The sequence below is a fragment of the Agriterribacter sp. genome (genome assembly GCF_035444585.1).
Taxonomy (GTDB): domain Bacteria; phylum Bacteroidota; class Bacteroidia; order Chitinophagales; family Chitinophagaceae; genus Agriterribacter.
The window spans coordinates 1-15952 of the sequence record NZ_DAOMOZ010000104.1 but is presented as its reverse complement, the minus strand read 5'-3'; the positions used below and the strand labels follow the sequence as shown (position 1 = coordinate 15952).

The window sequence follows — 15952 nt, the reverse complement described above, 5'->3', positions numbered from 1 at the left end:
TTTTCGCCAGCTCAAGATAAATATAAGCATACATGGCTCCCGATAAGTTCCAGTACGCATCGGGTATTGTTTCATCAGTGCCGTCACGCGACAGAATATTACCGATCTCGTTTATAGTGGTAAAAACATGAGGAGCCAGCCGCTTGCGTATGTTTTCTATATACCTTACCCTGTCCAGGAAACCATTGGCCTGGTTAAAAAATGAATACTGGTAAGTGCTGATCGCCTGCTTATTATGGTCGCGTGTGCCATAAAAATGATATGAAATACCCTCCAACTCAACTCCCGGTTTATGATTTTTTGGATCAAGAAAATATTCGAACCACTCAGGGTCTTTTTCCAAAGCAAGCGACATTCCTATAAACTTTGTTTCGGGAGATAGCTTTTTTAAAGCAATAACAATATTGTCATAGATCCTGGTATACAATTGCGGTGTTATGCGATGTTCAAGATCCGGCTCATTCAACACTTCCCAATAAGGTATTTTATAGTAATGCCCTGATTTATGGAATTTTCCCAGTTCATCGGTGAAACCTCCTTTGGCATACCAACTGAATAACCGTACATAATAACCGGTTAATTCAGACAATGTGGGATCACGCAATTCGGTTCCCTGGTTATAATTCCAGGAGGTTTGGTAAGCATTATCAGGGTAGGTAACCTCAGCATCCGTTTTCCACATCCAGGCGGGTGTGGTGCTGAAGTTGATCACTACGGAATGCCCCTTTGTGGCCTCCATAAAAGCTTCCATCGTACTGTCGAGGTAAGTGAAGTCCCAAAAGGTTTCTTTGGCTGTTGGCGGCTTTAATTCTGCCACGGCCATTTTAGGGTAGGGGAACCATGGAACGTACCTTACATAATCGGCTCCCAATTCCTTTAATGCTTTAAAAGTAGGTGCATGTATGGGTGAGCTGTTCCTCACCATCGGGTTTTCAACCAACTGCAATGTTGGCGTTGTTTTGGATACAGCGATCGTATTTTCCCAGTCAACTGAAATGCTGTTGTTTTGTGCCTGTAGGTTTTCAAAAGACAGGAATAAGATCGTTGCAATGAGCAGCATCCGGGGAGCAGCAAAAAAAAGAGCTTTTTTCATATAGCGTGGTTTTTAAACTATTTCAATAAGCAAGTTCAAAAGCGAAGCAATCGCGGGACTTTGTAAGAAATTTCTTACCTGGTATGAATGTATTATAGAATAATTTAAAGAAGATACGCAATTTGATATTTCAGATATGCATCCTGATATTTTTGCTGTTTGCTCAAAGACAACATGACAGTGAAGGAAGAGCTTTTTATAAAAAATGAAGGGGCTTTTTGAATACTTATACTTTCAGGGGATGTTCACCTTTTCGCCAAGGAATTTTGGCTCTGCTCCAAACAAATAATCAATAAATACTTTTACCCTGGCCAGCTTTTCACGCACCTGCACTTTAAAGCCGGCACGTGTTCCCACGTCTTTTGCATTGAAGCCAATGGCTGCAATGCCTTCCCTCGAAGCAATATAAATAGCTCTTTCATTTTGAAAGGGCTGGGAGATGACCGTTACGGAATCCTGGCTGAAAATGGCTTTGAGCCGAACCACCGAATCAAAAGTGCGGAAACCTGCATAATCGGAATAAATGCAGGATGAATCAATACCTGCCTTTAACAGGTCTGCCCGCATTAAAGCCGGCTCATTATAGTATATGCTGCTGTTGTCGCCGCTGATGATGATGTACCGGATCTTTCCTGCCTTCAGCAACCGAACGGCAGCATCTATGCGGTAGGTATAATAAGGGTTAAGATGACCCTCCACAAGATATTTGGAAGTGCCCGGTAATAAACCCGTTTTGTTGTAAGGTATGGCTTCTGTGCTGGAATACAACTTGCCCCTGGCCGCCTTTGAAATGACCCTGTCACTGAAAAAAATAGCCAGGAGCAAAATAATCAGCAACACAGAAAGATAAGTGAATATGACCCTGACTCTGCGCATTAGGATTGAATAGCTAATAAAAATGTCCGGTGATCTGTGCACCGGCAATATACAAAAAGCCACCCTGAAAGCTTTGAACTCACCGATCTTTATAAAGTACTTAACAGTATTGCAGCGGTATTGCCACTCCGTTATTTAAACCCGTACTTCCTCATATACCTTTCATAAAGCTGCGTTTGCTTGCTGGCAAGGTTTACTTCCCGCCCCTGTATGAATGCATGAGTGATAATGCTGGTACGCATATCAAGGATGTCGCCTTCACATATTACCATATTGGCATCTTTCCCTGCTTCAATGGAGCCTGTTTTACCGGCAATGCCCAGGATCTTAGCCGCGTTTAAAGTAATGGCACTCAAAGCTTCTTCTTTGGTAAGTCCAAAAGCTGCAGCCGTTCCCGCGTTAAAAGCCAGGTTGCGGTACCGGGTAACACCGGCATCATCGTTCAATGCGAACAGTACCCCTGCTTTTTGCAACATAGCCGGCGTTTTAAAAGGCTGGTCAAAATCTGCGTCTTCCGTTGATGGCAAATTATGTTCGGCATTTAATATAACCGCTATATTGTTTTCTTTCAGCAGCGGGGCAACTTGCCAGCTTTCTGCTCCGCCTACTATAACTGTTTCAAACCCGAATTCTTTTACAAAATCAATGGCTACCAGCATTTGCTTTACCTGCCCGGCATGTACAAAGAGCTTCCGGCTCTTATCAAAAAGTCCTTTTACCGCTTCCAGCTTCAGATTGGTGGCGGTATACGTGGTTTCCTGCAGGTAGGCCCGGGCTTCCCTGAAAAAAGCTTTTATATCTTCAACTTTTGCCAGTGCTCTCCCTGCAATATCCTCCGGTTTGGTAGGCGTTGGGGCAGCAGCGGAGCGCCGTGGCGCAGCAAAAGACGGGAGATTAATATGTATGCTGTTATCGGTTGCATATGCGGCATCTTCCCAGTTCCATGCATCCAACTGCACTACAGACGAAGAACCGCTGATCGTTCCGCCCTGTGGCACGATGCCGGCCAGTAATATGCCATTTGCCTTCAATACATTGATCATGGAAGAAGCGGCATTATACGCTACAATTGACCTGATGTTCGGGTTAAGATCGCCCAGCTCACGGTAATCGTTAGAGCCCCGCACACCACCGGAAATCTCTTTCAGCCCGAGGTCACTCTGCGGGAGGATGAGGCCCGGGTACACCTGCCTGCCACCGGCATCAAGCACTTTCACATCGCCCTGCGGTATGGCAATATCGGTTCCCACGCGAACGATCTTTCCATTATTGATTTCTATGGTAGCATTATCTGTAACCTGCCCGTTCCCCACATGCACCGTAGCATTGGTAATAAACAGCAGGCCTTTATATTCTTTTGCGGGATATACATCATCCTGCGCCTGTGCAAACAGTGCGGAAGAAAGTACAGCCAACAGGAAATATATTTTTTTCATACTTGCTTTTTTTAACAGATCAATGAAAGAGATGATTGCTATTTCATATCATTTCGCTCATCGCCATTACTGTGATCATCCCTGCAGCTCAGGCTTATATAAGTGCTTGGCTTAAATGCTGCGACGGGTGTTCCCGATTTTTTTTCGGCGAGCATTTTTTGAATGATGCGGTTACGCTCTTCAGCAATGGTATGCCGCAATTGCAGGTCATGTTCAAGATCAAAATACACCGTGCCGTCCACAATTGTTTTTTCGGGCCTGGCATAAATGCTCAGGGGATTATCGCTCCACAATACCAGGTCGGCGTCTTTGCCGGCTTTAATGCTTCCCGTTCCGTCGTCAATATGCAGGGCTTTGGCAGGATTGATGGTAACCATTTTCCATGCTTCTTCTTCGGTTACGCCACCGTATTTTACTGTTTTAGCGGCTTCCTGGTTCAGGCGCCGGGCCATTTCCGCATCATCCGAATTGATGCAGACATTCAATCCCATTTTTTGCATAATGGCTGCATTATAGGCAATGGCATCGGTTACCTCCACCTTGTAGCCAAACCAGTCGGAAAAGGTTGATACATTGGCGCCATGCGCCTTTATTTTATCTGCCACTTTATACCCTTCCAGCACATGGGTGAAAGTATTGATACGGAAACCGAATTTTTCTGCCACCCGCATGGTATAGGTTATTTCACTTTGTACATACGAATGACAGGTGATGAACCTCTTTTTATGCATGATCTCAACCAGCGCATCCAGCTCAAGGTCTCTTCTTACCGTAGCAAAGGGGTTTACCGCCTGTTTCTTTTTTGCCGTAGTGGCAGAAGCCTTTTTCAAGGCATTTTCATAATCTGCCGCCCTTTGAAAAGCATCGGTGAGCACCTGCTCCACGCCCATCCTTGTATCCGGAAAACGGTTGTTGGCAGATGATGTGGTACGCTTCACATTTTCACCCAGCGCGAATTTGATGAAAGGATCCGCATTCCTGAATTTCAATCCTTCATCATCGGCGCCCCAGCGCAGCTTTATCAGCTGCGTTTGCCCTCCAATGGTATTGGCGGAGCCATGCAGTATATGAGAAGTTGTAACTCCGCCGGCCAGTTGCCGGTATATGTTGATATCATCGGGATTTAAATTGTCGCCTATCCGCACTTCCGACGTAACGGACTGTGCTCCTTCATTGATAGAAACAGTAGCAATATGCGAATGCTCATCAATAATGCCTGCGGTGAGGTATTTGCCTGTTGCATCTATGATCCTGGCTCCTGCAACACCGGAAATATTTTTACCTATCCGGGCAATCTTCCCGTCCTTTACGAGCACATCCGCGTTCTCTAAATTTCCTGCTGCTTCACCCGTCCATACCGTAGCATTTTTAAAAAGCAGCGTTTCCTGTCTGGGCAATTCATCCCGGCCATAGCTGCCGAAAGGATAGGTGATCTTTGCCATCGGTAAGCTTTTTGGAGCCGTGGCAGAATCCGGCTTTACAACTGTTGCTTTAGAAAAAAAGGCAGTCCACAACAGGCTGTTGCCATCCGCATCGGCTCCGTTGCCTTTCCATGAATTATCGTTGTTTACCACGCCGCTCAGCCGTATAACCGATTTTGATTTTTTATCGGGTTTAAAGCTCAGGCTTACCAGCTTGCCGTTAAAACTGAATTTAACGGGAAGGGTATCGGTATTGATGATATGGGCAGCATGTGCATTTTTAACGTCAACTGTATATTTGATATCACCTTTTTCTGTATGCAGTACAAGGGTATATATTCCCTTTATATCATTCCACCCCGCATCCCGCACCGTATATTTTTCACCCTGCACCCAATTTTGATAAACAACAGACTTCTCTTTAAATACAGGCCCCGAAGCGATCAAAAAATTGGCGAGTTTGCCCGCTTCAATGCTGCCCACTTTATCGTATACGCCCAACAGCGTCGCCGGTATTTTGGTCAATGCTTCTAATGCCTTTTGTTCGCTCAGTCCATTTTGAATGGCTTTTCGGATATTGGGTAAAAACTGTTTGGGATCTTTTAAACCGGCCGGTGTCAGGCAAAAATCAATTCCCGCTTTCTCAAAAGCAGCGGCATTTACCGGCGCCATCTCCCAGTGCTTTAAATCGTTTAACGACACAAGACGGGCATTATCGGGGTCTTCCACATCCATTGCCTGTGGATAATTGACAGGCAAAACAAATGCAGCCCTGGTAGCAGCTATTTCTTTTATGCGCTGGTATTCATTTCCGCCTCCCTTAATAATATACTGTACGCCAAACTCGTCTCCTATCCGGTCTGCCCGGATGTCGGCCCATTTATCACCGGCATCAAATACCTGGGGCAGTTGCCGGTTGTTGTTCCAGGCCTGCAGGCTGAGGTTTACACCTTCGGCCGTTGGATTGCTCTTATACCATGCCGCATCAAGATAACTTTGGCGCAGTAAAGCAATTGCCCCCATGAGGCTGGTGGGATAGCTCTGGGTAGAAGTTCCTTTGCTGAAAGAATAATGGACCGATGCTTTTTCTTTTATAATAACAAGGTTCTCTTTTTTATCTGCCAGGGTAACCAATGTTCCCGTTCCACGTGCAATGCCATCCTTTCGATGCGTTAGCACCGTGCCAAAACCAATATCCCTGAAGGTTTTTGCGTTATCATTATTTACCTCAAATAATGCAGCGGCGTCTGCATCAGCCTTAATGGCCTCGTTCCAGCCATAAGCGCCTTTTGTATTGGAAGTTAGCTGTGCCGGAGCGCTGTAGCTGAACCCGCCTGAGCTGCGGCGGGGTACGGGTATGCCATAATCGCTGTACAGATCAATAAACGAAGGAATGATATATTTTCCCTTACAATCCACCACAACAGCATCTTTGGGAACAGCAATATTATCTCCCACAGCAATGATCTTTCCCCTTTGAATGAGCAATGATGCATTTTGCAAAGTGGTTTGTGCATCCTTTATTATAGTGGCATGGGTAAAAATATAGGTGCCGCTCCGTTCATCGGCAACACCGTTCACCGGAAATGTTTGTTGGGCGTATATGCTACAAACTGCCGTACAGCAAAACCATACCAGGATTATTTTTTTCATCAGCAGCTATTTAAATATGCTGAAAGGTAAGTTTAAAATTGCTTTTGCCCATCACTGTCTTAATAACAATATGAGTATCAAAACAGGCGCCCGGTCTCCTATCCCGTGTGCCCTAACCTGCCTTTGAAAAAACTCCTGCCAGTCCGGAAATGATCCCTGGTTAAAATTTCATACACAACATTTTTAATTATTTACGCATAGTTCCATGAGAAAGCAATTGTTGTTTACGCTGATATTATCCATTTTCCTTTTTTCATGTTCGGAAAAAAAGGTTCCCGATGCACAAACCACATATACCGATATTCCCTACCGGCAGGATTACAGCATTAAATACAATGTAACAGACAGCGGTACTGTGTTGCATAAAGCGTATGCCGACCGCAATGGCGTTATCCAGATCCTTTCTTCCAAAGGTTTGCTCCATCCCTTTTCAGGGGCCATGCTTTACCCGGGAACCCTTGTGCCTGACGATACTTACCGGCCGATGAAGGACAAAAAGATAGCCGGCATCAGGTTATATCAAAACCAGCTTGTATACCTCGATGACAAAGCCGTGTTCAGCAATGCCTGGGCGGGGAGTTTATACTCCAGGCATGGTTTGCCGGGTGCCGCTGTTTTTGCCGGAGGCGACGATTTCGCTTTCCTGATTTCCGACGGAAGTTCATTGCAATACCTTCAGCATTCACAGGTGATTTGGGAAAGCAAAAGCAGTGAGCAGGTGCTTGATATTGCATATGACAGTATGAAGAGTGTCTTTTTCGTACTTACCCCCGGTCAAATATTTTCTTTTTCACCTGCAGACAAACAATATACACCCCTGTTTAAAGCAGACAGTCTTATCTGTTTTACCATAGCCAGTGAAGGAAAAGATATTATAGCAGGTACACATAACGGTTATATAATTATTGATGCATCTACCGGGAAGCAAAAGGGAGAAATAAACAGGAAGCTACCCTGGACAGCGCTTACCGCTGTTACCGAAATAGAGGGCAAACTCTGGTTCGGTTCACCAAGAGGCGCTTTTATGCTTAAAGATGATGGTAAGTTCAACTACTATGCTTCCAAACGTTGGCTGCCTTCCGACAACGTAAAGCAAATCGTTAACGGCGGAAAGGATATGGTGCTCATTTTAACCGATGCAGGATTAGCGAAGATCTGCTTCAAAACAATGACCCTGGAAGACAAAGCTGTTTTCTTTGACAAACAGGTAAGAAAAAGGCATATCCGCAACGGGTTCAATGCCACTCTCGTGGGTATGAAAGATGGCAACCTGGGAACCGGCCACATGGAAGATTCGGATAATGATGGCTTATGGACCTCCATGTACCTGGGTGCAGAGGCTTTCCGTTATGCGGTTACCAAATCGCCGGAAGCATTGCAAAATTGCCGTGAATCACTGGATGCCATGGAGCGTCTTTACTCCGTTAATCCGGTAAAAGGCTTCCCTGCACGGTCATACGAAAGGAGAGGATACAAGCTCCATGACCCCGAAAAATGGATCCCTGCACCGGATCCTGAATGGGACTGGAAGTCAACCACCAGCAGCGATGAAGCCATCGGTCATATTTTTGTGTTTGCCGTGCTGGCAGAACTGGTGGATGATGAGGCTATAAAAGAGAGGTCGGTTGCGCTGATAGATTCACTGATGCAGCATGTTGTGGATAATGACCTTTACTTAGTGGACTGGGATGGTAAGCCTACCCTTTGGGGGAAATGGAACCCTGAGTATGTAAATGCAAGACCCAAAAATGTAGGCGACAGAAAAATCAACTCTTCCAATATCATTGCCATGCTGCAAACGGCATATCATTTTACAAAAAAAGAGATCTATAAGGAAAAAGCCTTTGAGCTGATGGACAAGCATGGTTACCTCGAAAACCTGATGCGGCCCATGAAAGAAATCGGCCCCGCTCCGGCAGATGCAGACGACTGGAGTAAAATGTTATCGCACGAATGGAACCATTCAGACGATGAAATGTATTTCCTGGGATACTGGGGGTTGTACCGTTACGCTTTTAATGATACGCTCAAAGAAAAATACAAAGAAGCCATTATTGATCACTGGGAGATAGAAAGGCCCGAGAAAGAAGGCGCCTGGAATATTTTTACCGCCCTTACGGGAACCAAAGAATTTGACCTGGAAGAAGCGGTATGGTATTTACAGGAATATCCCCTGGATATGATTGGCTGGACGGTAAGAAATAGTGAAAGAAAAGATATAGAACTGGTGGAACCCAACTTCCGTGGGCAAACAACCAAAGAAGTACTGCCACCGGATGAACTGGATATCAGCAGGCATAATGGCAACAGGTTCGATTTGAATGGCGGACGCAACGGCAACAGCGAGTACAGCGCCGGTGATATATGGCTGCTGCCTTACTGGATGGGTCGCTACCTTGAAGTGATCAGCGCACCAGCCAATAAGCAAATGCATCGTTAAGCTGGTTCAAAATACGGCAAATGAAAAAATGGTTACCGGCAGGCATAGCTATTATGGCGCTGGCTTCCTGCTTACAAAATAAGGCGGATCAAAACCAGCACGAACAGGTCTATACCGATGTACCCTACGTGCAGGATTACAGCATTAAATATAATATAGCCGACAGCGGTCTGAGCCTGTACAAAGCATATGCCGACCGTAATGGTGTTATACAGGTGCTTTCTTCCAAAGGCTTGCTCCATCCCTTCTACGGCGCCATGCTCTATCCAGGCACGCTGGCGCCCGACGACACCTACCGGCCCATGAAGGATTAAAAAGATCAGCAACTTCAGTATCTACCGCAATCAACTCGTCTATCTGGATGATAAAGCCGTGCTCAGCAACGCATGGGCCGGCAGCCTCTATATAAAGCACGGTCTTGCCAACGCCCGTGTTTTTACCGGCGGCAGCGATTTTGATTTCCTGGTATCGGATGGCAGTGCGCTGCGGTATCTTAAAGGCGCGCAGGCACTGTGGGAAAGCAAAAGCACCGAACGGGTATTAGATATGATATTTGACAGTGCAAGGCATCGTTTTTTGGTGCTTACTCCCGCACAAATATTTTCCTTTTCGCCGGAGGATAAAAACTATAGTTCCTTCTTTGCGGCAGACAGTCTTACCTGCTTTACCATAGCCAACGGCGGAAAAGATGTGGTGGCAGGTACCCGTAACGGGTATATGGTTATAGATGCAGCTACCGGAAAACAGAAAGGAGAAGTGATCAGAAAGCTGCCCTGTCCGCAACTTACCGCTGTTACCGAAATAGGGGGAAAGCTGTGGTTTGGCTCCGGCAATGGTGCTTTTATGCTGAAAGAGGATGGCAGGTTCAACTATTATGCATCTAAACGGTGGCTGCCTTCAGACGATGTTAAACATATCGCCAAAGGTGACGGAAACAGCGTGCTGGTGCTGACGGGCGCCGGCCTGGGAAAGATCGGCTTTATGCAGATGACCCTGGAAGAAAAAGCGGCTTTTTACGACAAACAGGTAAGGTTAAGGCATATACGATATGGTTTGTATTGTGATGTGGCGAACCTGGAGCATGGCAATCTTTCTACTGCCGGTTTAAGGCCACGTGACAGCGATAATCTCTGGACCGCGATGTACATGGGCAGCCAGCTGTTCAGGTACCTGGTTACACATGAAGCGGAGGCAAAGCAAAATTGTATCGAATCCTTTGAGGCAATGGAACGACTGTATACTATACATTCCATTCCCGGCTTTTTTGCCCGCTCCTTTGAGCGGCGGGGCATAATGCCTTTTAAAAATGAGTACCGGCCCTACCTGCAACACTACTGGTACCCCGGTTACCAGAACACCATTAGTTGGCACCATGCGGCTGATACGGAATGGGACTGGAAAGGCGCGGCCAGTAGTGATCAAACCGTGGGGCAGATGTTTGCGCTTACCCTGCTGGCCCAATATATGGATGATGAAGGAATAAAAAAGCGGGCCATAGCATTAATGGATGGGCTGATGTCGCATATTGTTGACCATCAGCTCCGGCTGGTTGATCACGACGGCAGGGCTACCCTTTGGGGGATCTGGCATCCGGAATATGTGAACCGCTTCCCGGAAATGGTGGGCGACAGAAAATTATACTCTTCCAACATTATCGCTTTCCTGCAAACCGCCTGGCATTTTACCGGTAAAGAAAAATATAAAAAAGTTGCGGAGGATCTGCTTTACCGGCACGGGTATCTTGAAAACTTAATGCGTCCTTTTGCAGCCATAGGAAAGGCGCCCCCTGGAGCAGACACGTGGAGCAGAACCCTGTCGGCAAAATGGAATCATTCGGATGATGAAATGTACTTCCTCGCTTATTGGGGTTTGTATCCCTATGCGCTGAACGATTCGCTGAAAGAACAGTACCGGGATGCCATACGGGACCACTATGAAATGAAAAAGCCTGACAAAAATGCCCTTTGGAATTTTTGCTACGCCTTCACAGGCGCCGGCGATTTTAATTTAAAGGAAAGCATCTGGCATTTAAAAGAAATGCCATTGGATATGATCGAATGGTCGGTGCACAACAGCCATCGTGCAGACATTACATATATGGAAGAGAATTTCCGGGGACAAACCACCACGGATGTGCTGCCTCCCGATGAACGGCCGGAACAGAAGCACAACCGCAATCTTTTTACACTGAACGGGCAGCGCGAAGGGCATAGCGAGCAGGGTGCCGGCGACGTATGGCTGTTGCCCTACTGGATGGGCCGGTTCCTTGGGCTGATCAGCGCACCGCAGGAAAAATAAGCGTATAAAAGATTTCGCAAAATATTGCCCGGTAAAATATAACAATGGTTTCGAAACGTCTCTTCGTTTGCATGCATTTTACCATCACATGTAAGCAACATAACGTTCACCCATAACCGTTTTAATAAAATTTTATATATTCATTTATACCAACGGCACAATTTTCGCGTTCTGCTCACTCCCCCTTCTGTTTATAAATAATTAAATGTTCTCATGAGTACCAAAAGCGAAATTATGCCTGTATGAGTTCCCTGGTCCGCGATATGCTTTTTTTATTCCTGCCCGGTATCACCTGCCTGCTCCTACCTTTTACAGGTCTGTCTCAAACAGGCCCTGCTGCCGTACAGTTCAGCTCTTTTGAAGCTGAGCTCCTGAGTAAAAATACAGTTCAGCTGAAGTGGGGATTTGTACAGCAGGAAGGAGATAACATTCATTTTATCGTTGAACGCTCTTCCGATGGCGTGGCATTTCACCCGTTGTATAAAACCGGATCTTCCCCCGGCGGTAACGAAACAGCCTACCAGTATACCGATCACGTGATCATAAAGGACAGCATGTTTTACAGGATAGCCGGACAGACCGGGAATGGGAATGAAACTTTTTCCGCTATTCGGAAAATTCATTTACCGCGGCGCTTAAAAACGGAGGTGGTTGTTATGCCCAACCCTGTATTCAATAACGCCTCCCTGATCATCAATGATGAAGGCCTGGGTGAGATTTCCTGCATTTTGTATGATATGACCGGTAAAAATATACGAAGCTACCAGATCAGGAAAACCACAACTTACATGCAGCAGATATTAGATATGTACAGTGTGCCCAAAGGAGAGTATATTTTAAGCATCCGTGGCGCCACGATCAACGAGACCAAAAGAATTGTAAAACAATAGAAGAACTATCTTTGCCGGATATGATGAGCAAGAAGTCTTTTGTGGCAATTGTACTGGCAGGTTTGCTTCCTTTGACCTGTTATTTTCTTTTGAAACATTTCAGTGCACAGGCAGTAGTGATGCCAAAGCGCTATTTTTACGACAGCGTACAAAACAATACGTCTTACGGCAAAGCCACTTCCGATACCATCTGGCACAAAGTAAGGAACTTCAGTCTTACCAACCAGCTTGGGAAACAGGTTTCCCTCAGCGACCTGGATGGTAAGATCATTGTGGCCGATTTCTTCTTTACTTCCTGTCCCGTTGTTTGCCCAACACTAACCCGCAATATGAAGCGCCTGCAGGATGCCTTCAACAAAACAGATACCATTGTAAGATTCCTTTCCTTTAGTGTTGACCCTGTAAGGGATTCGGCCCAAAAGCTAAAAAAGTATGCGGATAAGTATGGCATCAATCACGATACCTGGTGGATGCTCACCGGTGATAAGGAAGAGATATACGATATTGCAAAAAAAGAATTCAAAGCCAATATCGCCGACACAAAAGTAGATACGAACTTTATCCACACCGAATATTTCTTTATCCTCGATAAAGACAGGGTAGTTCGCGGATGGTATAACGGCATGGACAGTGTTCACCTGAACAAACTGGCCAGCGATGTGGTGCTGCTTATGCTGGAAAAAAATAAAAAGAAAAAGCGAAGCCTTTTTGGAAACTAAGGATTTTTAACCAATAATCAAATACCAGGCATAACAGAGATGAGCCCCGAGAACATGCTTCAACCCCGGATAGCAAAAAATGATAAACTGGCCCGTTTGCTGATCGGCATTGTGTCCTTTGTAATATTTACAGCAATCGTGTTGCTGAGTAAAATCAAAATAGACGCAAACCTGGGGTTCGATGTACATATTTTTGCTCTGATAAATGCTTCGATCAACTCCTTAGTATCCGTTTTACTCGTTGCCGGCCTCATTGCGGTAAAGCGCCGCAATTATATTTTACACAAAAAAATAATGCTGGGCGCCATTATTCTTTCGGTGTTGTTCCTGGTTTCTTATATCTGCCATCACCTGTTTGCCGGGGAAACAAGATTTGGCGACGCAAATCATGACGGACTGGTAAGCGATGCCGAAAAATCAGCAGCCGGTTCGCTGAGGATATTCTACTATATTATTCTTGGCACGCATATCCCGCTTGCCGGTATTATCCTTCCTTTTATTTTATTCACCGCTTACAGGGGGTTAATAGCAGAATTTCCCCGGCACAAAAAAATCGCACGCATTACCTGGCCGGTATGGCTGTATGTTTCCCTCACAGGGGTGCTGGTGTATTTATTGATAAGCCCTTATTATTGATATAATGTTCGATATATAATAATTCGAACTACGGGGCGTTCCATATATAAATTGACTTAAATCAATTTTTGCTTTTTCAATAAATTTTAACCTTTAATCCTTTCGTTTTTTGCAGTGGGTTTTATCTTTGCAGCAATTGATTTTAACCTCAAATAAACCAGGTTATAAACTTTGCGGCAGTAAATAACACTGCTGCATTTCAACAAACAATTTCCCTAAGTCATGATTCAACATTTAAGAAAGCAAAGGAGAACGATAGCCTGCTTCCTGCTTCTTGGCTTTTTGAATATCATGACCTTTTTACCTGCAAGCCGCGCCGAAGATAATTCCGCTCATGTAAGTTATCCCGTATTTAAAAGTGGTGAATGGAACGCGGTATATGAGGAGAACGATAACACGCCTTCTACTATGCTTGAACTGCTCCTGGAAGATATTGCAGGATTACAGGACAAGCTGCCCGATCACGAAAAGCCCGGCTTCAATGCACATTTTTTTAATTCCAAGAACAGGATAAGCGCCTGCTTTTTTCAGCACTTCATTGTACCACCCGCTATTCCTGAAGTTCAGCCGGCGCTCATTGCAAAACACGACTTTCCTGAAGCTTCCCACACAACCAGGCTTCCCCACCTGCAACATCATAATTTTATTTTCAGGCTTACCCCTTTTTGAATTGGTGCATCATTTCATGCACCAATTGCATGCTGCTTACTGCTCATTCTAACTCCCGTCAGCAGACCGGGTTTATGTAATTCATTTTTAAAATACAACTCTAAAGGATGAAAAATATATGGTATATAGTTGCCGGCATTTTTATGGCAGGATGCTCGGTTAAGGGAAATGTTCAGGATAATAAAGATCTGCCCCAGTTGCCTGTTATAGAAGTATCGCTTAAAGACACTTCCTTACATCATGATTATGTAACGAGCATTGAAGCTGTAAAAAATGTAGAGATCCGCACAAGGGTCCAGGGATTTCTGAACAAGATATTTGTAGATGAAGGACAGGTAGTGAAAAAAGGACAACCGCTTTTTCAGTTAGATGATAAGGAATTTATAATTGCGCTCTCCAAAGCAAAAGCAAATGTAAACAATGCCGAAGCCGAAGCAAGAACCGCCGAAGTAGAACTGCTGAGGGTAGAGGGCCTACTGGCGAAAGAGATCGTATCGCCTACCGAAAAGGATATGGCGGAAGCCAGATATAAGGCTGCACAGGCCAAGGTGGAAGAAGCCCTGGCTGCGCAAAAGAAGGCGGAAACCAGTCTTTCCTACACATTTATACGCTCCCCTTTTGATGGTATTATTAACCGCATCCCGTTTAAAGCCGGCAGCGTGCTCGATGCCGGAGCCCTGCTCACCACTATTTCAGATAATCACGAAGTATACGCATATTTCAATGTTTCGGAAAACGAGTACCTGAATTACCGGAAAACGGCAACAGAGAACAGGAATAACAATATCAACCTGCTGTTAGCCGATGGAACGGTATATCCTTATTCGGGGAAAATTGAAACGGTGGAAGGTGAATTTGATGAAAGCACCGGATCTATCGCGTTCAGGGCAAGGTTTCCCAATCCTTCCAGGCTGCTCAAGCATGGCGCATCGGGTAAGGTAAGGCTTACGATCAATGCCGGCAACGCTTTGATCATCCCCCAAAAAGCTGTATTTGAAATACAGGATAAGAGCTATGTATTTGTGGTAAACGATGATAACATGGTGAAAATGACAACCGTGGTGCCGCAGACCAGGATAGCGCAATCTTATATCATCAAGGAGGGGCTCAGCAAGGGGGATAAGATCGTATACGAGGGCGTACAGCATATCCGCGAAGGTGCCCGCATACAACCCATTCTTATTCACAGGCAGTTGTAACCGGCTGCCTGGCTCCACAGTGGCCGGATGACACGCCATTCGGACCCTGCTTCACCCGTGTGGAACAAGCTTGTTTGTTACCGCAAACCGGAGTCCGTACTGTTTGCTTTACAGACAATACAGGTAAGGCGTTTGCTTTTTATATTCCTGCATGCCATAAAAACCATTTAAAAACCGATCTGTTACAACAACCCCTTTTATGATAGAAACCTTTATCAGGCGACCCGTATTGTCGCTGGTTATTTCACTGATCATTACTTTATTGGGTGTGCTGGCGCTGTTTACCTTACCCATTACGCAGTTCCCTGATATTGTGCCGCCATCGGTAACCGTAACAGCAAGATATACAGGCGCCAACGCCCAGGTTTGCGCCGATGCGGTTGCCACGCCGCTGGAAAGGGCTATTAACGGGGTACCGGGCATGACTTATATGAATACGGTAACCAGCAATAACGGGGTAACCCTCATAACCATTTCTTTTAAAGTAGGCACGGATCCCGACCTGGCAGCGGTAAATGTGCAGAACAGGGTAACCACCGTTCTGGATGAGCTCCCCGAAGAAGTGATAAAAGCGGGCGTTGTAACGGAAAAAGAGGTGAACAGCATGCTGCTTTACCTCAAT

Annotated in this window: 13 protein-coding genes; 9 read left to right on the top strand and 4 right to left on the bottom strand. The window is 45.5% G+C overall.

Features of this window, described 5'->3' with window-relative positions; translation table 11 throughout:
* The 4 genes from PLH26_RS12275 to PLH26_RS12260 all read right to left on the bottom strand — a co-directional run.
* Positions 1–1093 (bottom strand): glycosyl hydrolase family 39 (locus tag PLH26_RS12275; protein ID WP_324586315.1); only part of this gene is annotated, 1093 nt, incomplete at its 3' end.
* Between the two features lie 234 nt (positions 1094–1327).
* Positions 1328–1933 (bottom strand): SanA/YdcF family protein, encoded by a 606-nt coding sequence (locus PLH26_RS12270; RefSeq protein WP_324586314.1) that lies wholly within the window; start codon positions 1931–1933, stop codon positions 1328–1330.
* A gap of 167 nt (positions 1934–2100) precedes the next feature.
* On the bottom strand, positions 2101–3405 hold the full coding sequence (locus PLH26_RS12265) for an amidohydrolase family protein (RefSeq protein ID WP_324586313.1): 1305 nt from the start codon (positions 3403–3405) through the stop codon (positions 2101–2103).
* Between the two features lie 38 nt (positions 3406–3443).
* Positions 3444–6479 (bottom strand): amidohydrolase family protein, encoded by a 3036-nt coding sequence (locus PLH26_RS12260; protein ID WP_324586312.1) that lies wholly within the window; start codon positions 6477–6479, stop codon positions 3444–3446.
* A gap of 205 nt (positions 6480–6684) precedes the next feature.
* On the opposite strand from PLH26_RS12260, the gene PLH26_RS12255 reads away from it, so the two are divergent.
* From PLH26_RS12255 to PLH26_RS12215, 9 genes are all read left to right on the top strand, one after another.
* Positions 6685–8919: a hypothetical protein gene (locus tag PLH26_RS12255; RefSeq protein ID WP_324586311.1), complete on the top strand. Its 2235-nt coding sequence runs from the start codon at positions 6685–6687 to the stop codon at positions 8917–8919.
* A 20-nt stretch (positions 8920–8939) separates the two neighbouring features.
* Positions 8940–9233, top strand: a complete 294-nt coding sequence (locus PLH26_RS12250; RefSeq protein WP_324586310.1) for a hypothetical protein — start codon at positions 8940–8942, stop codon at positions 9231–9233.
* Between the two features lie 58 nt (positions 9234–9291).
* Positions 9292–11217: a hypothetical protein gene (locus PLH26_RS12245; protein WP_324586309.1), complete on the top strand. Its 1926-nt coding sequence runs from the start codon at positions 9292–9294 to the stop codon at positions 11215–11217.
* Between the two features lie 242 nt (positions 11218–11459).
* Positions 11460–12107, top strand: coding sequence for a T9SS type A sorting domain-containing protein (locus PLH26_RS12240; protein ID WP_324586308.1), 648 nt, complete (start codon positions 11460–11462; stop codon positions 12105–12107).
* Positions 12108–12127: 20 nt separating this feature from the next.
* Positions 12128–12826 (top strand): SCO family protein, encoded by a 699-nt coding sequence (locus PLH26_RS12235; protein WP_324586307.1) that lies wholly within the window; start codon positions 12128–12130, stop codon positions 12824–12826.
* 39 nt (positions 12827–12865) lie between these two features.
* On the top strand, positions 12866–13462 hold the full coding sequence (locus tag PLH26_RS12230) for a DUF420 domain-containing protein (protein WP_324586306.1): 597 nt from the start codon (positions 12866–12868) through the stop codon (positions 13460–13462).
* Positions 13463–13684: 222 nt separating this feature from the next.
* Positions 13685–14131, top strand: coding sequence for a hypothetical protein (locus tag PLH26_RS12225; RefSeq protein ID WP_324586305.1), 447 nt, complete (start codon positions 13685–13687; stop codon positions 14129–14131).
* Between the two features lie 107 nt (positions 14132–14238).
* On the top strand, positions 14239–15330 hold the full coding sequence (locus tag PLH26_RS12220; protein ID WP_324586304.1) for an efflux RND transporter periplasmic adaptor subunit: 1092 nt from the start codon (positions 14239–14241) through the stop codon (positions 15328–15330).
* A 199-nt stretch (positions 15331–15529) separates the two neighbouring features.
* On the top strand, positions 15530–15952 hold a 423-nt coding region (locus tag PLH26_RS12215), incomplete at its 3' end, for an efflux RND transporter permease subunit (RefSeq protein WP_324586303.1).

Coding starts and splice junctions, on each gene's coding strand:
- PLH26_RS12250 (WP_324586310.1), top strand. CDS start 8,940: ATGAAAAAATGGTTACCGGCAGGCATAGCTATTATGGCGCTGGCTTCC.
- PLH26_RS12220 (WP_324586304.1), top strand. CDS start 14,239: ATGAAAAATATATGGTATATAGTTGCCGGCATTTTTATGGCAGGATGC.
- PLH26_RS12265 (WP_324586313.1), bottom strand. CDS start 3,405: ATGAAAAAAATATATTTCCTGTTGGCTGTACTTTCTTCCGCACTGTTT.
- PLH26_RS12225 (WP_324586305.1), top strand. CDS start 13,685: ATGATTCAACATTTAAGAAAGCAAAGGAGAACGATAGCCTGCTTCCTG.
- PLH26_RS12235 (WP_324586307.1), top strand. CDS start 12,128: ATGATGAGCAAGAAGTCTTTTGTGGCAATTGTACTGGCAGGTTTGCTT.
- PLH26_RS12240 (WP_324586308.1), top strand. CDS start 11,460: ATGAGTTCCCTGGTCCGCGATATGCTTTTTTTATTCCTGCCCGGTATC.
- PLH26_RS12255 (WP_324586311.1), top strand. CDS start 6,685: ATGAGAAAGCAATTGTTGTTTACGCTGATATTATCCATTTTCCTTTTT.
- PLH26_RS12260 (WP_324586312.1), bottom strand. CDS start 6,479: ATGAAAAAAATAATCCTGGTATGGTTTTGCTGTACGGCAGTTTGTAGC.
- PLH26_RS12230 (WP_324586306.1), top strand. CDS start 12,866: ATGAGCCCCGAGAACATGCTTCAACCCCGGATAGCAAAAAATGATAAA.